Origin of the sequence: Ralstonia sp. AU12-08 (assembly GCF_000442475.1) — a bacterium.
Taxonomy (GTDB): Bacteria; Pseudomonadota; Gammaproteobacteria; order Burkholderiales; family Burkholderiaceae; genus Ralstonia; species Ralstonia insidiosa.
Genome location: NZ_ASZV01000014.1, coordinates 1 through 21,281, shown reverse-complemented (window position 1 = coordinate 21,281; position 21,281 = coordinate 1). Strand labels below are relative to the sequence as shown.

At 63.4% G+C, this 21,281-nt stretch carries 18 protein-coding genes; 5 read left to right on the top strand and 13 right to left on the bottom strand.

Annotation, left to right across the window (positions count from 1 at the left end):
- Positions 1-56: 56 nt before the first annotated feature.
- The 3 genes from ugpE to ugpB form a co-directional block, all read right to left on the bottom strand.
- Positions 57-905 carry a sn-glycerol-3-phosphate ABC transporter permease UgpE gene (gene ugpE, locus C404_RS39205; protein ID WP_021194232.1) on the bottom strand — a complete coding sequence of 283 codons (849 nt, stop codon included), beginning with the start codon at positions 903-905 and terminating at the stop codon, positions 57-59.
- 17 nt (positions 906-922) lie between these two features.
- A complete protein-coding gene (gene ugpA, locus C404_RS39200; RefSeq protein ID WP_021194231.1) occupies positions 923-1,804 on the bottom strand; it encodes a sn-glycerol-3-phosphate ABC transporter permease UgpA in 882 nt (293 codons plus the stop codon).
- Positions 1,805-1,880: 76 nt separating this feature from the next.
- Positions 1,881-3,197, bottom strand: a complete 1,317-nt coding sequence (ugpB, locus tag C404_RS39195; protein WP_031329190.1) for a sn-glycerol-3-phosphate ABC transporter substrate-binding protein UgpB — start codon at positions 3,195-3,197, stop codon at positions 1,881-1,883.
- A 197-nt stretch (positions 3,198-3,394) separates the two neighbouring features.
- Between ugpB and C404_RS39190 the strand changes: the two genes are divergently transcribed.
- Together C404_RS39190 and C404_RS60645 are read left to right on the top strand one after the other, a co-directional pair.
- Positions 3,395-4,297: an HAD-IIB family hydrolase gene (locus tag C404_RS39190; RefSeq protein ID WP_031329188.1), complete on the top strand. Its 903-nt coding sequence runs from the start codon at positions 3,395-3,397 to the stop codon at positions 4,295-4,297.
- A gap of 235 nt (positions 4,298-4,532) precedes the next feature.
- Positions 4,533-4,712: a hypothetical protein gene (locus tag C404_RS60645; RefSeq protein WP_021194228.1), complete on the top strand. Its 180-nt coding sequence runs from the start codon at positions 4,533-4,535 to the stop codon at positions 4,710-4,712.
- A gap of 111 nt (positions 4,713-4,823) precedes the next feature.
- On the opposite strand, the gene ntrC is transcribed toward C404_RS60645, so the two are convergent.
- The 4 genes from ntrC to C404_RS39165 all read right to left on the bottom strand — a co-directional run bounded on the left by ntrC (position 4,824) and on the right by C404_RS39165 (position 9,704).
- The gene (gene ntrC, locus C404_RS39180; RefSeq protein WP_031329187.1) at positions 4,824-6,332 is read right to left on the bottom strand and encodes a nitrogen regulation protein NR(I); all 1,509 of its coding nucleotides are present in this window, start codon (positions 6,330-6,332) and stop codon (positions 4,824-4,826) included.
- Positions 6,333-6,400: 68 nt separating this feature from the next.
- Positions 6,401-7,600 carry a nitrogen regulation protein NR(II) gene (glnL, locus tag C404_RS39175; protein WP_021194226.1) on the bottom strand — a complete coding sequence of 400 codons (1,200 nt, stop codon included), beginning with the start codon at positions 7,598-7,600 and terminating at the stop codon, positions 6,401-6,403.
- Positions 7,601-7,607: 7 nt separating this feature from the next.
- Positions 7,608-8,129, bottom strand: a complete 522-nt coding sequence (locus C404_RS39170) for a hypothetical protein (protein ID WP_031329186.1) — start codon at positions 8,127-8,129, stop codon at positions 7,608-7,610.
- 159 nt (positions 8,130-8,288) lie between these two features.
- On the bottom strand, positions 8,289-9,704 hold the full coding sequence (locus C404_RS39165) for a 3-hydroxylaminophenol mutase (protein WP_021194224.1): 1,416 nt from the start codon (positions 9,702-9,704) through the stop codon (positions 8,289-8,291).
- Positions 9,705-10,157: 453 nt separating this feature from the next.
- Between C404_RS39165 and C404_RS39160 the strand changes: the two genes are divergently transcribed.
- Positions 10,158-10,634, top strand: a complete 477-nt coding sequence (locus C404_RS39160; protein WP_021194223.1) for a rhodanese-like domain-containing protein — start codon at positions 10,158-10,160, stop codon at positions 10,632-10,634.
- Between the two features lie 23 nt (positions 10,635-10,657).
- On the opposite strand, the gene C404_RS39155 is transcribed toward C404_RS39160, so the two are convergent.
- The 6 genes from C404_RS39155 to hrpA all read right to left on the bottom strand — a co-directional run bounded on the left by C404_RS39155 (position 10,658) and on the right by hrpA (position 19,376).
- A complete protein-coding gene (locus C404_RS39155; RefSeq protein ID WP_021194222.1) occupies positions 10,658-11,476 on the bottom strand; it encodes a competence/damage-inducible protein A in 819 nt (272 codons plus the stop codon).
- Between the two features lie 11 nt (positions 11,477-11,487).
- The gene (locus C404_RS39150) at positions 11,488-12,345 is read right to left on the bottom strand and encodes an EI24 domain-containing protein (RefSeq protein ID WP_021194221.1); all 858 of its coding nucleotides are present in this window, start codon (positions 12,343-12,345) and stop codon (positions 11,488-11,490) included.
- A gap of 87 nt (positions 12,346-12,432) precedes the next feature.
- Positions 12,433-13,407 (bottom strand): sterol desaturase family protein, encoded by a 975-nt coding sequence (locus C404_RS39145; protein WP_031329184.1) that lies wholly within the window; start codon positions 13,405-13,407, stop codon positions 12,433-12,435.
- 9 nt (positions 13,408-13,416) lie between these two features.
- A complete protein-coding gene (locus C404_RS39140) occupies positions 13,417-14,238 on the bottom strand; it encodes a polysaccharide deacetylase family protein (RefSeq protein WP_021194219.1) in 822 nt (273 codons plus the stop codon).
- Positions 14,239-14,250: 12 nt separating this feature from the next.
- Positions 14,251-15,246: a YVTN family beta-propeller repeat protein gene (locus C404_RS39135; protein WP_021194218.1), complete on the bottom strand. Its 996-nt coding sequence runs from the start codon at positions 15,244-15,246 to the stop codon at positions 14,251-14,253.
- Between the two features lie 116 nt (positions 15,247-15,362).
- The gene (hrpA, locus tag C404_RS39130; protein ID WP_021194217.1) at positions 15,363-19,376 is read right to left on the bottom strand and encodes an ATP-dependent RNA helicase HrpA; all 4,014 of its coding nucleotides are present in this window, start codon (positions 19,374-19,376) and stop codon (positions 15,363-15,365) included.
- A gap of 114 nt (positions 19,377-19,490) precedes the next feature.
- On the opposite strand from hrpA, the gene argA reads away from it, so the two are divergent.
- Together argA and C404_RS39120 are read left to right on the top strand one after the other, a co-directional pair.
- Complete coding sequence (gene argA / locus C404_RS39125) at positions 19,491-20,846, top strand: amino-acid N-acetyltransferase (protein WP_021194216.1); 1,356 nt, start codon at positions 19,491-19,493, stop codon at positions 20,844-20,846.
- Positions 20,847-20,953: 107 nt separating this feature from the next.
- Positions 20,954-21,229 carry an oxidative damage protection protein gene (locus tag C404_RS39120; RefSeq protein WP_021194215.1) on the top strand — a complete coding sequence of 92 codons (276 nt, stop codon included), beginning with the start codon at positions 20,954-20,956 and terminating at the stop codon, positions 21,227-21,229.
- Positions 21,230-21,281 lie beyond the last annotated feature (52 nt).

The window sequence follows — 21,281 nt, the reverse complement described above, 5'->3', positions numbered from 1 at the left end:
AACGTTGCGTAGAGACAGTTTTGCCATCTTGAGTCTTCTATTCTTTTACTTCTCGCTTACTTCTCAGTTTCCACCAGGCCCTTCACGAACCACCGCTGCATGCCGATCACGATTGCCGCAGGCGGCAGCATGGCCAGCATCACAACGGCCATCAGCAGGTTCCAGTCGGTGGCGGAATCGCCGGAGCGGGAGATCATCTGGGTCACACCCAGCACGATGGGGGTCATGCTCTTCTCGGTCGTAATCAGCAACGGCCAGAGGTACTGGTTCCAGCCGTAGATGAACTGGATCACGAACAGCGCCGCGATGCTGGTGCGCGAGAGCGGCAGCACCACGTCCCAGAAGAACTTGAGCGGGCCTGCACCATCAATGCGCGCGGCTTCGGCCAACTCATCGGGAATGGTCAGGAAGAACTGCCGGAACAGGAACGTGGCCGTGGCTGACGCAATGATCGGAATCGTCATCCCCGCGTAGCTATTCAGCATGCCGAGATCCGACACCACCTTGTAGGTGGGCAGAATGCGCACCTCCACCGGCAGCATCAGCGTGACGAAGATCAGCCAGAAGAACGTCTTGCGCAGCGGGAACTTGAAATAGACGATCGCGAAAGCCGAGATGATGGAGATCGCGATCTTGCCCAGCGAGATGCCCAGCGCCATGATCAGGCTGTTCATCAGCATGGTGCCAACCGGCGTGGCCGAGTTGCCCATGCCCTGCGTGAGCACCGTACGGTAGTTCTCGATCAGATGCGGACCGGGAATCAGCGTCATCGGTGCCTGCAGCACATCTTCGGCCGTCAACGACGACGCAACGAAGACCACATACACCGGAAACGCCACGATGATCACGCCCAGGATCAGCACGACGTGGGTCAGGAAGTCCAGGAATGGACGGCGTTCAATCATGGTTCTTTGCCCTCCTTTTAGTATTGGACTTTGCGTTCAACATAGCGGAACTGGACGATCGTCAGCACGATCACCAGGCCCATCAGGATCACCGACTGCGCCGCCGACCCGCCAATATCCAGCCCGCGCACGCCATCTTGGTACACCTTGAACACCAGTGTCTCGGTCGCCTTGAACGGACCGCCCTGCGTGACCGAATCGATGATCGCGAAGGTGTCGAAGAACGCGTACACCACGTTCACCACCATCAGGAAGAACGTGGTGGGCGACAGCAGCGGAAAGATGATCGACCAGAAGCGCTTCCACGGCCCGGCGCCATCAATGGCCGCCGCTTCGATCAGCGATTTGGGAATGCTCTGCAGCCCCGCCAGGAAGAACAGGAAGTTGTAGCTGATCTGCTTCCACGCCGCGATGACGACGACCAGGAACAGCGCCTGCTCGCCATTGAGCACGTAGTTCCACTCCACGCCCATCTTGTGGATCAGGAACGAGACGATGCCCAGCGTCGGGTTGAACAGGAAGCTCCACAGCACGCCGGCCACAGCCGGTGCGATCGCATACGGCCAGATCAGCAGCGTCTTGTAGAACGTGGCGCCACGCAGCGCGCGATCCGCAAAGTACGCCAGCGCCAATGAGGTGCCCAAGCCCACGAAGGCCACGCCAATGGCGAACAGCGCGGTGGTCTCGAATGATCCGAGATAGGTCGGATCGGCAAAGAGATCGTGAAAGTTCTCGAGCCCGACAAACTCGAGGTTGATGCCGAAGGCGTCCTGGCGCAGCAACGATTGATACAGCGCCTGGCCCGCGGGCCAGAAAAAGAACACCAGGGTGATGACGATCTGCGGGGCGACCAGCACATACGGCAGCCAGCGCGATCGAAAGACAACGCGTTTTTCCATACGACGTTCCAAAAACGCACCGCCGGCCGGTGCAGTTGCACTAGGCCGGCGGTTGACGACGAGCGCAATGCCGCGCTTATTCCTTGACGGTCTTCTCGAAGCGAACGAGCAGCTCGTTGCCGCGCGATACAGCCGTGTCCAGCGCTTCCTTCGGTTGCTTCTTGCCGGCCCAGACGGATTCCAGCTCCTCGTCGATCACCTGACGGATCTGCGGGAAGTTGCCCAGACGGATGCCGCGCGACTTGTCCGTCGTCTTGACAATCATCTGCTTGACGGCCACATCGGCGCCCGGGTTCTTGTCATAGAAGCCCGACTTCTTCGTCAACTCATAGGCTTCCAGCGTGACAGGCAGATAGCCAGTCGACTGATGCCAATCTGCCTGCACGTCCGGACGGGACAGGAACGTGAAGAACTTCGCCACGCCCTTGTATTCCTCAGCCTTGTGACCGCCCATCACCCACAGCGAAGCACCGCCGATGATGGTGTTTTGCGGAGCGCCTGCCACGCCAGCCTCGTACGGCAGCGGCGCCGGGCTGAAGTTGAACTTGGCGTTCTTGCGGATGTTCGCCAGCGCCGCCGACGAACCCGTGTGCATGGCGCACTCACCCGCGATGAACTTCGCCTTCGGCTCGTCCTTGCGGCCGGCGTAGGTGAAGTAACCCTTCTTCTGCATGTCGAGCAGGTTCTCGATGTGCTTGATCTGGACCGGGCCGTTGAAGTTTAGGCGTGCCTTTGCGCCGCCAAAGCCGTTGTTCTCGGTGGCGAACGACACGTTGTGCCAGGCCGAGAAGCTTTCCAGATGCACCCACGACTGCCAGTCGGTGGTATAGCCGCACGGCACGCCAGCCGCCTTCAGCTTGGCCGCATCGATGGCCACTTCCTGCCACGTTGCAGGCGGCTTGTTCGGGTCAAGGCCGGCCTTCTTGAAGGCGTCCTTGTTGTAATACATGATCGTCGTCGAGCTGTTGAACGGGAACGACAGCATCTCGCCCTTGTTCGACGTGTAGTAGCCCGCCACGGCCGGCACGTAGGCCTTCGGGTCGAACTTCTCGCCGGCGTCCTTCATGATCTTGGCCACCGGCACGATGGCGCCCTTGGCGTTCATCATGGTGGCGGTGCCCACTTCAAACACCTGCAGAATGGCCGGTGCATTACCGGCGCGGAAGGCCGCAATGCCCGCCGCCAGCGATTCGTCGTACTGGCCTTTGTAGACCGGCACGATCTTGTAGTCAGACTGGCTGGCGTTGAACTTGGTGGCGATCTCGTTCACCTTGTCGTTCAAGGCGCCTTCCATCGAGTGCCACCATTGAATTTCCGTCACTGCGTACGCGCCTTGCGCAAACGTACACGCGGCCAGCACTGCCGCTGCCCCCGCAATCTTCTTGATCGACATCATTTCTCCTGGTTTCGACCCGGCGGGCTCCCTCGCTCCGCCCACGGCGCGCCGACTGTATAGGCACGGTCGGTCATTTTTATGACAGCGGGATGTTACGTGTCTTTTTGTCATAAAGAAATTGGGAATTCCCTCCAAGGTTTGGCTTGCAACCGCCGTTAGAATGGATTGAAGCCACCCCTTTTTGCACACGCAGCATGCTCGCCCCCCCGACCTCTCCTACTACGCCGCCGTCAGCAGATTCGCCCGAATCCGCGCCCGTCATTGCCGCGCGACGCGTACCGCTCGCCTTGCAACAGTTGCCGGATGATGCGCTGCGCAATATCACCGGCGTGTTCACCGACGTGGACGGCACGCTCACCACACGCGGCAAGCTGCCCGCCCAGGCGTACTCCGCGCTCGAGCAGCTGCACCGCGCGGGCATCAAGGTCGTGCCGGTCACCGGCCGCTCGATTGCCTGGTGCGAGGTCATTACGCGGCTGTGGCCGGTCGATGCGGTGATCGGTGAAAACGGCGCATTTGCCATGCGCATTGACTCGCGCGGACACCTGACCACCGATTTCGTCGACGACGCGCAGACCCGCGCGCGCAACCTTGAACGCATCCGCGAGATCGGTGCGGAGGTCATGCGTGCGGTGCCGGGCTCGGCGCTGGCGACCGACCAGGCCTGGCACGCTGCCGACCTGGCCGTCGATCATGCCGAGCAAGTCCCGCCGCTGCCGCAAAACGCCGTGAAGCACATCGTCGACATCATGCGAACGCACGGCATGCATGCGACTGTCAGCTCCATCCACGTCAACGGCTGGTTCGGCAAACACGACAAGCTGAGCGCCAGCGTGGCACTCGCCCGCCGCGCATTCGGCATCGACCTGCATGACGAGCGCGAGCGCTGGGTGTTCGTGGGCGACTCCGCCAACGATGCGGCGATGTTCGAGTTCTTCCCGCTCTCGGTGGGTGTGGCCAACGTGCTGGACGTGATCGACACGCTACCCATGCCGCCCGCCTACCTGACTGCGGCCGAAGGCGGCGGCGGTTTTGCAGAAGTGGCCGAGCGCATTCTTGGGGCACGCGCGCCGGCGCTTCCCGCCCCGCGCGGCTGAGACACTGCCGCCCGGCTCAAACGACAGCGGGCGGCAGTCAGCCGTTCATCAGCCATTTCTCAGGTTTCTTCCCACTCCCCTCACGTATCGGTGCGCGCACGCGGCACGCTGCTTGCGCCACGTTAGTGCGCCGCACCGATTCGCGTCACGCACACGCCTCATTGTGGTGCAAACGGCGGTTGCGTGGCATGCAGCGCTCCCTTCCCATCTGATGTCCACCCGATAGGAGCCGCTCATGCCATTGGAGAACACCCGGGATACGCAGGCACTCGTGCAGGCCGTCGACCAGCTGGAAGCCGCGTCGGACCGCGCCAAGATGGCATGCCAAAGCGCCGGCAAGATCGACCACAGCGTGCACGCCGCCGTCATGCGCACGCACGACGAGCTGTCGCGCCTGAAGCACCACCTGCACTAAGCGCGGCACAGCCCCGGCAAAAAAAGAGGGCGGATCCCCTCTCGGAAATCCGCCCAATCCCAATCGCCAAGCTCGACGATATTCGGTGGGGCCGGCTGTGCTGACATTGCGTCAGTCGAAGCCCAGCTCCTGCAATTTGCGCGTGATGGTGTTGCGGCCGATGCCCAGGCGGGTGGCGGCTTCCACGCGACGCCCGCGTGTCACGCCAAGTGCGGCTTCGAGGATCGCCTTTTCGAAGCGGCGCGTAAGCGCGTCCATCACATCCGGCTGACCGGCTTCGAGCATGGCCTTGGCCTCGCCCGCGAGCGCGCGTTCCCAGACTGCGGAGGCCGATGCGCCTGCAGCAGTCGTGGCCAGCGTGTCGCTCGACAGCCCAGCGCCATACGGCTCACCGCCATACGAAGGCTCCCCGACAAACACTGGCCGTACCGCTCCAGCATCGGCGGCAGCAGGCAGCGCCTGCGCGCTACCTCGTACCAGGTCGTACGGCAGATCCTTGATCTCGATGGTCTGCGCCGGCGCCATCACGGTCAGCCAGTTGCAGAGGTTTTCGAGCTGGCGCACGTTGCCCGGGAACGGCAGCGTGGCAACATGTGCCAGCGCGTCGTCCGACATCCGCTTGGGCTCGACGCCCAACTCTTTCGCACTCTTCTGCAGGAAATGGCGCGCCAGCAGCGTGATGTCTTCCGGCCGTTCACGCAGCGCAGGCAGACGCAGGCGGATCACGTTCAGGCGGTGGAACAAGTCCTCGCGGAACAGGCCGTCCTTGACGCGCGTTTCCAGGTTCTGGTGTGTGGCCGCAATGACGCGCACGTTGGCCTTGAGCGGGTTGTGGCCGCCCACGCGATAGAAGTGCCCATCTGACAGCACGCGCAACAGGCGCGTCTGCAGATCGAACGGCATATCGCCGATTTCATCGAGGAACAGCGTGCCGCCCTCAGCTTGTTCAAAGCGGCCGCGGCGCATGGTCTGCGCGCCGGTGAAGGCGCCGCGCTCATGACCGAACAACTCCGATTCAAGCAGGTCTTTCGGAATCGCCGCCGTGTTCAGCGCGATAAAGGGGCCGCTCGCACGCGGGCTGTGCTTGTGCAACGCGCGGGCCACCAGTTCCTTACCCGTGCCCGATTCCCCGGTAATCAGCACTGTCACGTTCGACTGTGACAGACGGCCAATCGCGCGGAACACGTCCTGCATGGCCGGCGCCTGGCCGAGAATCTCGGGCGCATCGCTCAGGCGATCGTCGATCTCTTCTTCACGCAGGCTTTCTTCCAGCGCGCGACGGATCAACTCGACTGCGCGATCCACGTCGAACGGCTTGGCGAGGTATTCGAAGGCACCGCCCTGGAATGCCGCCACAGCGCTATCCAGGTCGGAATACGCGGTCATGATGATGACCGGCAGCCCCGGATGCTTGGCCTTGATCGCCTGCAGCAGGTCCAGCCCCGAACCGCCCGGCATGCGCACATCGGAAATCAGCACTTGCGGCGTTTCTTCATCCAGCGCATTGAGCGCATCGCGCGCGTTGGTGAAACTGCGCGACAGCAGGCTCTCGCGTGCCAGCGCTTTTTCAAGGACCCAGCGGATGGATTGATCGTCGTCGACTATCCAGATTGGCTTCATGTGTTGGTTCGTCTGCTTGACTTCGTCTTTGCCTGGGTCCTTGTACGCTGCGTGCGCCAAATACAGCGTCAGTGCAGCGGCACAAGAATGCGGAAATCGGTCTGTCCCGGCCTGCTCTCGCACTCGATCAGACCGTCATGCTGTTGCACGAAGGTCTGCGCGAGTGTCAGGCCCAGCCCGCTCCCCCCCTCCCGTCCGGACACCAGCGGGAAGAAGATGCGTTCGCGGATGTCGTCCGGAATCCCAGGACCGTTGTCCACTACATGCAAGTCCAATGCCAGCTTGTAAAGACGTTTTGCAATCGTGACTTGTCGTGCAACACGTGTGCGCAACACGATCTCGCCGTCACCTTGTGCAATGCGATGCGCCAACGCGTGCGCCGCGTTGTGAACGATGTTGAGCACGGCCTGGATGAGCTGCTCCTTGTCGCCACGGAACTCGGGCAGGCTGGCGTCGTAATCGCGCACGATGCGCAAACCCTGCGGAAACTCAGCCAGCACCACAGAGCGCACGCGTTCAAGCACCTCGTGGATGTTCACGTCACCCACGATGTGCGGATGCCGGTGCGGCTCCAGCAGACGGTCCACCAGCGTCTGTAGCCGGTCGGACTCCTTGATGATGACCTGGGTGTACTCGCGCAGTGAACGCTCGGGCAGTTCGAACTCCAGCAACTGCGCCGCGCCGCGAATCCCGCCAAGCGGGTTCTTGATCTCATGCGCGAGGTTGCGGATCAGCTCCTTGTTGGCGGCGGTCAGGTCCAGCAGGCGCTCTTCGCGCTCGCTGCGGATCTTCTGCTCATTGGGCATCAACTCCAGCAGCACGGAACCCGGCGCAAAGTCGATAGCACCCACCACCGCATGCGCGTGCAACGGCTCATGACCCAGCCTGTCGAGCGAGACATCGCGCCGCTTGGCATCGAACTGGCGGACCGCCACGGTGGCGATCATCTCGGCCAGCTCCGACGGCTCAGCAAACAGCTCATGCAGCGACATCCCCACCAGTTGCCGGCGGGACACGGCCAGTACGGCTTCGGCGGCGGGGTTGGCGTAGAAGATCGTCAGCGCCGGATGGCGGACGAAGAGGATGGGATTGGGCACCGCATCGAGCCCGGGGTAGGACGGCGGTGCACCATGAGAAAACGGAATGGGCGGCGGACCATCAATGCTGCCGCCGTCGGAAATATCTTGGCGCGCGGGGACTGACGGCGCGGGGGGCGTCGTCTGTTCCTGGTCATCGCGGCGTGCCGCTTTGCGGATCAGTCGACGCATCACTCGGTTACTCCTTGAGGTTGCCCAACTCCCGGCGGATGGAATCGACATTGGCCTGGCTGCGCTCGATGTCGCTCTTCAACTGCGCGGTGCGGTCGAGATACTTCTGATAGTTACGTTCATTGCCCTGGCGCTCGGGCTGGCCGTTGTTGTATTCGGCCTTCAACGCCTGGAGCTTGCGCTCCTCGTCTGCCAACTCTGTTTCCAGCACCTGGCGGCGTTCACCGTCACGCGCTTTCTGCGTGGCGCTGTCCACACGCGGGAAGCCACCACTTGCATTGCTCTGCGCCGGCGCCGGTGCAGCCCCTGCACTGCGCGGGCTGCGCGTACCAGGCACGGTCACCACATCGGGCAGCGTCAGCTTCTTGCAGCCCTTCGTGTTGCCGCTGTTGCGGTATTCCGGCACGCCGTTCGGGCCACTGCACAGGTAGACATCGTCCGCGTGCGCGGGCACCTGCACGGACAACGCTGCAAACGCTGCAACGGCGGAAAGCAGTCCGGATGCAATGCGTGAAGAAGGACGGAGCATGAAATGGAACCTGGCGAAACGTCGATCGGGCGCCGGAATCCGGCGGACGATCATTCTAGCCACAAAATTCCGCCCCGCAAAAAAGGAAGGGCGACCTACGCCGCCCCTCCCCTCACAACCGTCTCTTCGCCCCGACACATCGATCGGGGCGCTCGCGCATTACAGCGAGTAGTACATGTCGAACTCGATCGGGTGCGTGGTCATGCGGAAGCGCGTGACTTCTTCCATCTTCAGCTCGATGTAGGCGTCGATCATCGAGTTGGAGAACACGCCACCGCGGGTCAGGAACTCGCGATCCTTATCCAGGTGCTCCAGAGCCGAATCCAGGCTTGCGCACACGGTCGGGATCTTTGCATCCTCTTCCGGCGGCAGGTCGTACAGGTTCTTGTCGGCAGCTTCGCCCGGGTGGATCTTGTTCTGCACGCCGTCCAGACCAGCCATCAGCAGGGCCGAGAAGCCCAGGTACGGGTTCATCAGCGGATCCGGGAAACGCGTTTCGATACGGCGGCCCTTCGGGTTCGCAACGTACGGAATGCGGATCGAAGCCGAACGGTTACGTGCCGAGTAGGCCAGCTTGACCGGAGCCTCGAAGCCCGGCACCAGACGCTTGTACGAGTTCGTACCCGGGTTGGTGATGGCGTTCAGCGCGCGAGCATGCTTGATGATGCCGCCGATGTAGTACAGCGCGAATTCCGACAGGCCAGCGTAGCCGTTGCCTGCGAACAGGTTCTGGCCGTCCTTCCACACCGACTGGTGAACGTGCATGCCCGAACCGTTGTCGCCCACGACCGGCTTCGGCATGAACGTGGCCGTCTTGCCGTAGGTGTGCGCGACGTTCTGGATCACGTACTTTTGCAGTTGGGTCCAGTCGGCGCGTTGCACCAGCGTGCTGAACTTCGTGCCGATTTCGTTCTGGCCTTGGCCAGCCACTTCGTGGTGGTGCACTTCAACCGGAATGCCCAGCGATTCGAGAATCAGGCACATTTCCGAGCGCATGTCTTGGAACGTGTCGATCGGCGCAACCGGGAAGTAGCCGCCCTTCTTGCCCGGACGATGGCCCGAGTTGCCGTGCTCGAATTCCTTGCCCGACGACCACGGCGCTTCTTCGGATTGAATCTTCACGAAGCAGCCTTGCATGTCGACGTTCCAGGTCACGCCGTCGAAAATGAAGAATTCGGGTTCCGGACCGAAGTAGGCGGTGTCGCCCAGGCCAGTGCTCTTCAGGTAGGCTTCAGCGCGCTTGGCGATCGAGCGCGGGTCGCGGTCGTAGCCCTTGCCGTCCGACGGCTCGACCACGTCGCAGGTCAGCACCAGGGTCGGCTCTTCGTAGAACGGGTCGACGTGGGCAGTGTTTGCATCCGGCACCAGCAGCATGTCCGACGCTTCGATGCCCTTCCAGCCGGCGATCGACGAGCCGTCGAATGCGTGGCCGCTTTCGAACTTGTCTTCGTCGAAATGCGAGACGGGAACCGAGACGTGCTGCTCTTTACCCTTGGTATCGGTGAAACGGAAATCGACGAACTTGACGTCGTTTTCCTTCACGAGCTTCATCACGTCTGCAATGCTTTGGGACATGCCATTCTCCTGGTAGCGCAATAACGCAAAGTATTGTGAGCCGGTTGTGTGACGGATCGCTGCGATCGCCCTCACCCCCGAAACATCTTCTTCTCGCCAGGGACGTCCGGCACCGCCAAACGCCCTGGAAAAGACCGCGGGAATATTAGCAGAAAGCATGCCAGTGTCACCCCGATGACGGGCATGTGCTCCCGCAAATAGTGCAGCACCGCGCCAGCCCATGCCTGACACGGTGCGACGGCATCAAGACGCCGGTGCAGACAGCGTGGTCGGAATCGGCCACACAGGAGCCCCGCTGTTCAGGCAGGATAGCCAACGCACAGACATGGTGCACGAAAACCAGAGCGGCACCACTTAAGTGCGCACCAACGGCCTTCGCACCGTTCCGGTGAATTCCACCCGCATCATGTGACGGCAACGCTAGAATGGTTGCTTTCCCTTTCGCCGATTGCCATGACTGCCACCACACTCACCCGCGAGTCCCTGCTGGAAGCGGCCTCTGCCCGCCGCGAGGCCGACCAGCTCCAGTACTTCGGCGCCCTGTCGCCGCAAGAAGCCGCCGCCCTGCTCGCGGCCGATCCGCAAGCCCATCTGGTGGACGTGCGCACGCGTGCTGAGCTGGACTGGGTCGGTACGCCCGACGTGGCACCCGATCAGTTCACACACGTGGAGTGGAACCAGTACCCGGGCGGCGTGCGCAACGCGAACTTCCTCAGCGCGCTGGAAGCGGCCGTGCCGAAGGACGTGCCGGTGCTGTTCCTGTGCCGAAGCGCAGCGCGCTCCAAGCACGCCGCCGCAGCGGCCGCACAGGCCGGCTACACGCTGGCGATGGATGTGCTGGAAGGTTTTGAGGGCGCCAAGGACAGCGAAGGCCATCGCAAGACGGTGGAAGGCTGGTGCTTCCGCGGCTTGCCGTGGCACGGCGCATAAGCCGTCCACGGATTTCGAGACGATCAGGACGCCGCTGCGGCGTCCGCCTCAATGATCTCGCCGCCCAGCGCCAGCGCGCCTTCGCGCAGCACCACATAGGCGCGCGCCACGGCTTCGGGCGAACCCTTCACCCCTAGGTCGATGTGCGAGCGGGCATAGCGCTCGCCGCGCGCTGCATCGCCCACGCTGGGCAGGCTGAACACCTTCACGCCATCGAACTCGGCCTCGATGCGCTCCATCAGCGGCGTCAGCCTCGACTCCGGCAAGCCAAACACCAGGAACGAGCGCTCCTCGCGCGGCGCGCGGTGGAATTGATCGGCGTAGTAGGTGTCGAGCACCCACTCCATCATCGGCCACGCCATCACCGGAAAGCCCGGCATGAAGTGGTGATGCGCCACCGAGAAGCCTGGGATGCGGTTGTAGCTGTTCGGAATGATGCGCGCACCCTGCGGGAACTCGCCCATCTTGAAACGGTGCTGGTTCTCGGGCGTGGTGAGATCGGCCTTGACCGGGTCGCCAGCAGCCGTGTCGGCAATGCGCTGCGCAATCAGCTCACGCGCCTCAGGATGCAATTCCAGCGGCACGCCCAGCGCGGCGGCAGCACATTGGCGTGTGTGGTCATCAGGCGTAGCACCGATGCCGCCGGTGCAAAACACCACGTCGTCGCTGGCGAACGTGCGCTTGAGCACGCTGGTGATGCGCGCGGGCTGGTCGCCAACGTACTCGGCCCACTCCAGAGCCAGGCCGCGCTCGCCCAGCACTTCGATCAGCTTGCGCAGGTGCTTGTCTTCGCGGCGGCCGGAGAGAATCTCGTCGCCGATGATGATCATGCCGAAAGCCATGTCAGTCCTTGTTATTCGCGGGGCAGTTCGATGCTCTGCACGTCGATGACGCTCGCCTCGACCATGCGTGCGGGTGGCGCCTCGGCGCGCAAGCGTGTGAGCGCACGCAGGCAGAAATGTCCAAACCATAGCGCCGAGAAGATGAAAATCAGCACATACAGCCAGATGACGGCGATGGCGATGATCGGGAACAGCACGATCGTCACCACCGAAGACACCCACAGCAGCGTGGGCGCCGAGCCCAGCATGCCGACTGCAATGCCGATGCCCAGCAGCGGCAACCGGTAGCGCTGCATGATCGCCCGGCGCTCTTCAGGCGTGGCGTGATCGGCCAGCGCGTCGTAGGTCATCAGGCGGTAAGTCAGCCAGCCCCACAACAACGGGGGGATCAATGCGAAGAACGGCGGAATCAGCCAAAGCGGCAGCGTGACGATCGCCACTAGGATGAACACCAGCGTGCACAGCAGCGCATGCATCACGCTGCCCACCACCGAACCGCCCTTGCGACGCTCCAGCTGCGGGTAGCTGCGATCTAGAAAACGCATGACCGGCGGCACCGCCGTCACGCTCACAAAAACGAGGATCGACACGACGATCACCGGCACCAGCAGTGTGATGACCAGCAGCGGCGCGATGGCCGACCACAAACCCGACATGCCGATGGCGCCCAGACCGCTCTTGATCCAGCCCATAAACGCCCAGCTTTCCACGGCGCCCCGCGCCATGCCGTTCATCGCATCCCAGCCGAAGTACAGGACGGCGCCCCACACCACGATGGCAACAACAAACGGCAGCACGGTCAGGAACAACATGCGCGGATGCAGTTGGGAGAGCAGCGCGCGGCCAAACGAGCGAATCAGGTCGTTCATGCAGGAGTCGGAAAATCAGGGAGCGGACAGCCTAGCACAGCAGGCCGACATGCTGCCGGCACCGTCTCAGGCCGTGCAGACTGCCCCTCAGGCGCGGCCGATCAGACGCTTGAAGCCCAGCCATTGCTGGCGCAGCACGCCGCGTCCGTAGTCGCGCGAACGGCCTTGCGGCGCGGGCAGCTGATCGCGGATGCCGGTGGCGTGATAGTCCGGCGAGAAGATGGCGGTGCCAAACAGCATGTCCCACCACGGGAACAGCACACCGAAGTTACAGCCACCCAGCACGCCCGGTTTGCCCGGCACCTCGTGCCCAAGGCCGATGGCGTGGTGCAACCGGTGAAAGCGCGGCGAGATCAGCAGCCGCTCACCCAGCCAGCCGAAGTGCAGCCGCACATTGGCGTGCTGCAAGCTTTGCAGCAATTGCGAGACAGCAACCAGCAGCACGTACTGCGACGGCTCAACCCCGATGGCCAGCGCGGCGATGGCGAACACCGCACCGCGCAGCACATCGTCGAGGATGTGGTTACGGTCATCCGACCACATCGTCATCTGCTGCTGGCTGTGGTGCAGCGAATGCAGGTTCCACCACCAGTGGAACTTGTGCGACAGGCGGTGGTACCAGTAGTCGAGCAGATCGAACAGCACCAGGTAGATCAGGAAGCTGACGATGGCGACCGACGTGACGCCCGGCCACCAGTCTTCCACGTTCAGGTGTGCCCAGCCCCAGAAGCGCAGCTTGCCGTCCAGGTCGTCGATCAGCGGCTGCAGCGTGAAGAACATCAGCAGCGGGAAGAAACCGAGCCGATGGAACAACGTGTAGAAGATGTCCGAGCGCACGGCCTTTCGGTCATGCATCGGCTCCACCGGGCGCCAGCGCTCCAGCGGCCGCAGAACCAGCAGCAACACGGCGATCTGCACCAGCCCCATCAACAGCCATTCAGTGCCGGGGTACGCATCTTCAACGTAGCCACCGAGGCCAATCGCATAGGTGAGCGGCATCACGATGTGCTGAAACAGCACATCCTGCGCTTGCGTGAAGGTGTCGGAAATCCAGTCGAACATGGCGAACATTCAACGGGCTGCCGGGTGAGCGGCAAACCAGGCCTTGTACTGCGGGTGATCGCGCAGCGTGGCGAAGCAGAAACCCTTGCGCTCCAGGCCCGTGATCAGCGGCTCCAGGTCAGCTGGCGCCCACGGGTCCTTGCGCGACCAGATGCCCAGGTGCGCCATGGTGATGTCGCCATCGCGCAGGTTGGACAGCGCCTTTTGCAGCAGCGCGTCGTTCGGATAGCGCTCGGACGGCAATTCGTCGCCGAGGAAACCGGCGGGCGCCCAAGCCACGTGGGCAAAACCGCACTGCTTGGCCCAGCCTTCGGTGGTGGCCGACAGATGCCCGCCCGGCGCACGCCACAGCGGGTCCATCGGCTGGCCAGTCATGGCCTTGAAGCGTTCGGCGCTGCGCTTGAGTTCTGAGCAGAATTCGGGCTCGCCCCAGACGACGTTGCGGCCGCCCTGCTCGCCAAACTGCGGGCGGAAGCGGACCTTGCCGGCGCCAGCCTCACCCTTGTAGTAGACGTGATCGAACGTGTGCGTACCGAAGGCGTGACCATCGGCCGCCAGCGATTTCAAGTACGGTGCCCAGCCGTCATCCAGCGTGCTGTCGCCGTGGATGGTCTTCTCGTTGGCGAGGAAGAACGTGGCGTGAATGCGGTGGCGGCGCAGCGTGTCGGCAATCAACTGCGCCTGGCTCATGCTGCCGGTGTCGAACGTCAGGTAGACGGTGCCCTTGCAGGCGCCGGCATTCACGCCGCCAGGCGCCGCCATGGCCAGCGCACACAGCCCCAGGGCTGCCGTAGCGGCCGCCGTGCGAAGTATCGACAGACCCGTTTTCATGGCCGCCACGCGTTAGATAAGTGGAGCGCGCGAACGGAAGTAGATGCCGTGCGGCGAGCGCCCGACCTTGATCTTGTCCACCACCGTACGGCTTGCCACATCGACGATGGCCACCGTCTTGGCCCAGCGGCAGGTCACCCAGAGCTGCTTGCCGTCGGCGGTCAACTCCATATCGTCCGGACCGGGCGGCAGGCCAGTGATGTCGCCCACCTTGGTCAGCGTTTGCTGGTCGATGATGCTGATCGTGCCCGACACGCGGTTCGACAGGAACAGATGGCGCTTGTCGCCCAGCGCGCGGAAGTTGTGCGCGCCCTTGCCGGTCGGGATGCGTTTGACGCTGGTGCGGGTATGCCAGTCGATCACCTCAACGTAATCGGCGCCCGTCATACCAACCAGCAGGTATTTTTGATCCGTCGTGACCCACACGCCGGCCGGCGCGGAGCCGATGGTCATGCGCCACATCACGGTCTGCGTGGGCAGATCGATGGCCATCACCTCGTTGGAATCCTGCACGGTGATGAACGCGATCTTGCTGTCGGCGGTAAAGGCAATGTGGCTCGGCGTCTTGGCGGCCGGAATTTGCTTGGCGATGGTGAGCGCGTGACCGTCCCAACGATAGATATCAACGCGGTCCAGACGGTTGCCGGTGGTCAGGAACCACTTCTGGTCAGGCGAGAAGCCGATCTGGTACGGGTCATCAATGCGGGGCACGCGCTGTTGAATCTTGCCCGTGACCGGATCAAGGAACACCAGATCGTTGCCGACGGCGTTGGCGACAATCAGCGACTTTTCATCGGGCGTGGCAATCAGGTGGTGCGGCTCCTTGCCGACCGGGAAGGTCTCCAGCACCTTGCGGGTGTCCTTGTCGATCAGTGAGACGCTGGCGTCGCCCGAGTTGAGCACAGTGACGACTTCAGCACGCGCCGCATGCGCTGCCATCAGGGCAGCGGCCGACAGAACGAGTGTGGAGAACCAACGGGAGGCAAACGAGGCGCGCGAGGCAGACATAGCGAGAAGATTCAGCAACTTAGCCAGCCATTTTAACGCCCGCTGTTATGGCGTCGCTGACACAAATCAAAAAAAGAAAGTGGGAACTTTCCCAGCGCCCAGCAATGCACGGCGGGCTACCGCTGCATCGATTCCCATACTTTCTGCAACCGTTTGACCGACATCGGCACCGGTGTGCGCAACTCCTGCGCAAACAGGGCGATGCGCAACTCCTCCAGCATCCAGCGGAATTCCTCCATGCGCGGGTCGCTGCCACCCTGCCCTTGCACGCGCAATGCTTTCTCGGCGCGCTGATATTGCTGGATCAGCGGCGCCATCTCCTGCATGCGCTGCGCGTCGCGCGCCGGGTCGGCCTTGAGCTTGTCGATGCGCAAGGCGATGCCTTTCAGGTAACGCGGGAAGTGCGTCAACTGCGCATACGGCGTCGCCTCGATAAAGCGCTTGTGCATCAGCGTCTTAAGCTGCGCGTCGATATCCGCAGCGGCGGCAGCAAATGGCTTGGCGATCTGCAGCTTGCGCGGCAGTTGCGCGTATTCGGCCAGGATGGCGCCGACCAGCCGGGCAATCTCCTGCGCCAGCAGCGTCAGGCGAGCACGGCTTTCGTCCTTGCGGGCGCCGAAGCTGGCGTCGTCGGTGGGCAGCGGGTCTTGCAGGCAGGCGCGCTCCAACGTGGCGTCCAGAATCTGGTCGCGCAGTTCGTCCTGCGTGCCCAGGTTCATGAACTGGATCGCCATCTGCGACAGGCCGGGGATGTTCTTCTCCAGGTACTTCAACGGCTCGCGCAGTTGGATCGCAAACAGCCGGCGCAGGCCCAGGCGGTGAATGCGCGTGGCCTCGGCCGGGTCATCGAAGACTTCCACATCGCAGTGGTCACCCGCATCGACGAGAGCCGGATAGCCGAACAGCGTCTGGTTGCCTTTGCGGATTTCCAGCAGCTCGGGCAGTTCGCCGAAATTCCATGTCGTGAGACCGGCATACAGCGCCGCATTGGACGGCGCCTCGCCCTTGCCTCCACCCTTTGCGCTCTTGGTCGGCTTGGCGCTCTCCTGCGCACCAATGACAGCTGCGTCCTTCGCCGCGATCGACTGGAACGTCTGCTGCGCACGTCCACCGAGTTCTGCACGCAGCTGGGCCAGGTTGCGGCCCATGTCGAGCTGGCGACCGTGCTCGTCGATCACCTTGAAGTTCATGAAGTGATGCGCAGGCAGCGTCTCAAGCTTGAAATCGGCACGCTTGAGCATGATGCCGGTCTGCTCGCGTACGTCGGCGATCAGGCGGTCGAGCAAGTCGCCATCGCCCAGCTTCACCCGCGACACGAAGCCCGCCGCGTAATCCGGCAGCGGCACGCAATGGCGGCGCAGCTTCTGCGGCAGGCTCTTGAGCAGCAGATGTACCTTCTCCTTGAGCATGCCGGGCACCAACCATTCGGCGCGCTGCGCGGGCACCTGGTTGAGCGCGTACAGCGGAACCGTGAGCGTCACACCATCGCGCGGGCTGCCGGGCTCGAAGTGGTACGTCAGGGCCATATCGATGCCGGCAATCGGCAGCACCTTCGGGAACAGGTCCGTCGTGATGCCGGCCGCTTCGTGCCGCATCAGGTCATCGCGATTCAGGTACAGCAGTTTCTGGCCAGCCTTGCCGCTAGCGTTGGCGGCCTCGGCATACCAGCGCTCGAACGACACGGTGTTGTAGATGTCGGCCGGAATCTGGCTGTCGTAGAACGCGTAGATCAGCTCGTCGTCCACGAGTACGTCTTGCCGGCGGGACTTGTGTTCGAGGTTTTCAATCTCGCGCACCAGGCGCTGGTTGTGCGTGAAGAACGGCAGGCGCGTCTCAAACTCGCCGTCGACCAACGCCCGGCGAATGAACATTTCGCGCGCCTCCTTCGGCTGCATCGGCCCGAAATGCACGCGGCGCTGCTGATAGATCGGCAGGCCGTACAGCGTGCCACGCTCGAAGGCCATCACCTGGCCGGCCTTCTTTTCCCAATGTGGATCGCTCCACGACACCTTCAGCAGGTGTGCGCCGACCTTCTCGACCCATTCCGGCTCGATGCGCGCGAGCGTGCGGCCGAACAGGCGGCTGGTCTCGATCAGCTCGCCGCCCACGACCCACTTGCCCGCCTTGCGCGCAATGACCGAGCCCGGCCACAGGAAGAACTTGATGCCGCGTGCACCGAGGTATTCGCGGCCCTTGCCGTCGGCTTCTTCGATACGCACGCCGATGTTGCCGAGCAACCCCGTCAGCAACGCCAAATGCAACTGCTCGTAGGTCGGATCGGTTTCATTGAGCTTCCAGCCCTGCTCCGCCACCGTGGTATGCAGTTGCGAGTACACATCGCGCCATTCGCGCAACCGCACGTGCGAGAGAAAGTGCGAGCGGCACTGGTCCTGCAGCTGCTTGTTCGACTTCTTGTGGGCGACCGCCTCTTCAAACCATTTCCACAGCTTCACCCAGCCGAGGAATTCGGACTTTTCATCGGCAAACAGACGATGCGCCTGGTCAGCCTGCTGCTGCAATTCCTGCGGGCGCTCGCGCGGGTCTTGCACGGACAACGCACTCGCGATGATGAGCATTTCGCGCAGGCACTGGTGGTCGCGGCCCGCCAAAATCATCCGCGCCACACGCGGGTCCAGCGGCAGGCGGGCGACCTGCTTGCCCAGCGGGGTCAGCGCGTTTTCGTCGTCGACGGCGCCAAGCTCCTGCAAAAGCTGGTAGCCATCGGCAATCGCTCGGCCCAACGGCGGCTCGATGAACGGGAATTGCTCAACATCCGTCAGCCGCAGCGCCTTCATGCGCAGGATGACGGCCGCCAGCGACGAACGCAGGATTTCCGGATCGGTAAAGCGCGGCCGCGCGATGAAATCTGATTCCTCGTACAAGCGGATACACACGCCGTCGGCCACCCGACCACATCGACCAGCACGCTGGTTGGCGGCGGCCTGCGACACCGGCTCGATCTGCAGTTGCTCGACCTTGTTGCGATACGAATAGCGCTTCACGCGTGCCAGCCCCGTATCGACCACGTAGCGAATGCCCGGCACCGTGAGCGAGGTCTCGGCCACGTTGGTTGCCAGCACGATGCGCCGCGCGTTGGACGGGCGGAACACACGCTCCTGCTCCTGCACGGACAAGCGCGCAAACAGCGGCAGGATCTCGGTATGCGCCGGATGGTGCTTGCGCAGCGCCTCGGCGGCTTCACGGATTTCGCGTTCGCCCGGCAGGAAAATCAGCACATCGCCGGAGCCTTCGCGGGCGAGTTCGTCCACCGCATCGACAATCGCCTCGTAGAGATCGCGCTCCTTGTCCTTCTCGTCGCGCTGCACGGGGCGGTAGCGCACCTCCACCGGATACAGCCGGCCGCTGACCTCGATGACCGGCGCCAGACCCTTCGGCCCGGCAAAGTGCTCGGCAAAGCGCTGCGCGTCGATCGTTGCCGAGGTGATGATCACCTTCAGGTCTGGCCGGCGCGGCAGGAGCTGCTTCAGATAGCCCAGTAGGAAATCGATGTTGAGGCTGCGTTCGTGCGCCTCGTCGATGATGATCGTGTCGTAGGCGCGCAGCAGCGGATCGTTCTGCGTTTCGGCCAGCAGGATGCCGTCGGTCATCAGCTTGACCGACGCGCCGGCCGACAGCGCATCGTTAAAGCGCACCTGATAGCCCACGTGTTCGCCCACCGGCGTGCCGATCTCCTGCGCGATGCGCTTGGCCGTCGATGTGGCGGCAATCCGGCGCGGTTGCGTATGGCCGATCAACCCGGTACCGCCCGCGCCGATACCCCGCCCGATCGACAAGCAGATCTTCGGCAACTGCGTGGTCTTGCCCGAGCCGGTCTCGCCGGAGACGATCACCACCTGATTGGCGGCGATGGCCTCAGCAATCTCGTCGCGACGGGCCGAAACCGGCAGCGCCTCAGGAAACGTGATTGGCGGGACGCGGTTGGCACGTGCGCGACGGGCTTCCAGCGCGGCGGCGAGCTCTTCCGGCGTCGGTTTCGGGCGGCGCTGAGGACGACCATTTCCACCACTGCCAGCGCCGGGCTTGCGCTCGGGCGATAGGGTGTCTTTCGGCGATTTCGGGGAGGGTGCCGCCGGGCGTGGCCGGGACGGCTGGGCATGGGAATCTGACATCGGGCGGGATTATAATCCGCGCATCTTTCCTCGCGCCGGCCCGCGCCCCGTGCCGTTTTCCCTCCTCCGCCCGTGACCGCTCGTTCCTCCGCCCCCGCCCCCGGTGTTTCGCTGGTGGCGCACACGCCTGCCCCCGTCGACGTCGCCCCGATTCCGCCCACCGCCGAGCAGCGGCAGTTCGTCGATTGGCTGCGCGAGGTGGCACCGTACATCCACGCCTTCCGCGACAAGACGTTCGTGATCGGCTTTGGTGGCGAGCTGGTCAAGGCCGACATGCTCGGTTGGCTGGTCAACGACCTCGCCCTGCTGCACGCCATGGGCATGCGCATCGTGCTGGTGCACGGCTCGCGTCCGCAGGTGGAAGAACAGCTCGCGTTGCGCAACGTGCAAACCCAGTTCGTGGATGGCGTGCGCGTAACGGACGCCGCCGCGCTGGAATCCGCCAAGGAAGCCTCGGGCGAGTTGCGTCTGGACATCGAAGCCGCCTTCAGCCAGGGCCTGCCCAACACGCCGATGGCCGGCGCACGCATGTCGGTCGTGTCGGGCAACTTTGTGACGGCGCGGCCTGTTGGCATCGTCAACGGCGTGGATTTCCAGCACACGGGGCTGGTGCGCAAGATCGATGCGGAGTCGATCCAGCATTCGCTGGCCAACCGCAAGATCGTGCTGCTCTCGCCGCTGGGCTTTTCGCCCACGGGGCAGGCGTTCAACCTGTCGATGGAAGACGTGGCGGCCAACACCGCCACGGCGCTCAAGGCCGACAAGCTGATCTTCATCACCGAGCTGCCGGGCATCATGGACCGCGTGGGCAAGCTGCAGCAGGACCTGTCGATGGAAACGGCCATCGAGCGCCTGCGCGACGGCAGCCTGTCGCATGACACCGCCTATTACCTGCAGCACATCGTCAAGGCCATGCGTGGCGGTGTGCGCCGGGCACACGTCATCCCGTTTGCGCTGGACGGCAGCATCCTGCTGGAGCTGTTCCTGCACGACGGCGTGGGCACCATGGTGTCGCACACCGATCTGGAATACCTGCGCGAAGCCACGCTGGATGACGTGGGCGGCATCGTCTCGCTGATCGAACCGCTGGAAGCCGACGGTACGCTGGTGCCGCGCGAGCGCCGGCTGCTGGAGCGCGACATCGCCAACTTCTCGGTCATCGAGCACGACGGCATCATCTTTGGCTGCGTGGCGCTGTATCCGTACCCGAAGGACGGCATGGCTGAAATGGCCTGCCTGATCGTCTCCCCCGACAGCCAGGGCACCGGCGACGGCGAACGCCTGCTCAAGCACACCGAAGTTCGCGCCCGCGCGTTGGGGCTCAAGCAGTTGTTCGTGCTCACCACGCGGACGGAGCACTGGTTCCTCAAGCGCGGCTTTGTGCGCGCCAGCGTGGATGATCTGCCGGAAGACCGCCGCAAGCTGTACAACTGGCAACGGCGCTCGATGGTGCTGATGAAGAAGCTGTAAATCCCCGGGCGCCGTCGTGGAATCCGAGCCCGGCGGCGTGCGGCCTTTACAATACCGGCACCTGCGCCGCGCTAGAGCGGCGCTTCCGCCACACAAGAGGAATCCCCATGGCCCGCATGGTCCACTGCATCAAGCTCGACAAGGAAGCCGAAGGCCTCGACTTCCCGCCGCTGCCCGGCGAACTGGGCAAGAAGATCTGGCAAAGCGTCTCGAAAGAAGCCTGGGCCGGCTGGCTCAAGCACCAGACCATGCTGATCAACGAAAACCGCCTGAACATGGCGGATACGCGTGCGCGCCAGTACCTGCTCAAGCAGACCGAGAAGTACTTCTTTGGTGAAGGCGCCGACCAGGCTTCGGGCTACGTGCCGCCGCCGTCGGCCTGATCTGCCAACCCCAGCAAAAAAGCCGTTCAGCGCAAACTGAACGGCTTTTTTT

Excerpts from the sequence above, each read along its gene's own strand:
- C404_RS39155 (WP_021194222.1), bottom strand. The coding sequence starts at position 11,476 with ATGGCTTTCGGCATGATCATCATCGGCGACGAGATTCTCTCCGGCCGC.
- C404_RS39150 (WP_021194221.1), bottom strand. The coding sequence starts at position 12,345 with ATGAACGACCTGATTCGCTCGTTTGGCCGCGCGCTGCTCTCCCAACTG.
- C404_RS39165 (WP_021194224.1), bottom strand. The coding sequence starts at position 9,704 with ATGTCCCAAAGCATTGCAGACGTGATGAAGCTCGTGAAGGAAAACGAC.
- C404_RS39190 (WP_031329188.1), top strand. The coding sequence starts at position 3,395 with ATGCTCGCCCCCCCGACCTCTCCTACTACGCCGCCGTCAGCAGATTCG.
- C404_RS39170 (WP_031329186.1), bottom strand. The coding sequence starts at position 8,129 with ATGCTCCGTCCTTCTTCACGCATTGCATCCGGACTGCTTTCCGCCGTT.
- ugpA (WP_021194231.1), bottom strand. The coding sequence starts at position 1,804 with ATGGAAAAACGCGTTGTCTTTCGATCGCGCTGGCTGCCGTATGTGCTG.
- C404_RS60645 (WP_021194228.1), top strand. The coding sequence starts at position 4,533 with ATGCCATTGGAGAACACCCGGGATACGCAGGCACTCGTGCAGGCCGTC.
- hrpA (WP_021194217.1), bottom strand. The coding sequence starts at position 19,376 with ATGTCAGATTCCCATGCCCAGCCGTCCCGGCCACGCCCGGCGGCACCC.
- glnL (WP_021194226.1), bottom strand. The coding sequence starts at position 7,600 with ATGCGTCGACTGATCCGCAAAGCGGCACGCCGCGATGACCAGGAACAG.
- C404_RS39160 (WP_021194223.1), top strand. The coding sequence starts at position 10,158 with ATGACTGCCACCACACTCACCCGCGAGTCCCTGCTGGAAGCGGCCTCT.
- C404_RS39140 (WP_021194219.1), bottom strand. The coding sequence starts at position 14,238 with ATGAAAACGGGTCTGTCGATACTTCGCACGGCGGCCGCTACGGCAGCC.
- C404_RS39135 (WP_021194218.1), bottom strand. The coding sequence starts at position 15,246 with ATGTCTGCCTCGCGCGCCTCGTTTGCCTCCCGTTGGTTCTCCACACTC.
- ugpE (WP_021194232.1), bottom strand. The coding sequence starts at position 905 with ATGATTGAACGCCGTCCATTCCTGGACTTCCTGACCCACGTCGTGCTG.
- C404_RS39120 (WP_021194215.1), top strand. The coding sequence starts at position 20,954 with ATGGCCCGCATGGTCCACTGCATCAAGCTCGACAAGGAAGCCGAAGGC.
- ugpB (WP_031329190.1), bottom strand. The coding sequence starts at position 3,197 with ATGTCGATCAAGAAGATTGCGGGGGCAGCGGCAGTGCTGGCCGCGTGT.
- C404_RS39145 (WP_031329184.1), bottom strand. The coding sequence starts at position 13,407 with ATGTTCGACTGGATTTCCGACACCTTCACGCAAGCGCAGGATGTGCTG.
- ntrC (WP_031329187.1), bottom strand. The coding sequence starts at position 6,332 with ATGAAGCCAATCTGGATAGTCGACGACGATCAATCCATCCGCTGGGTC.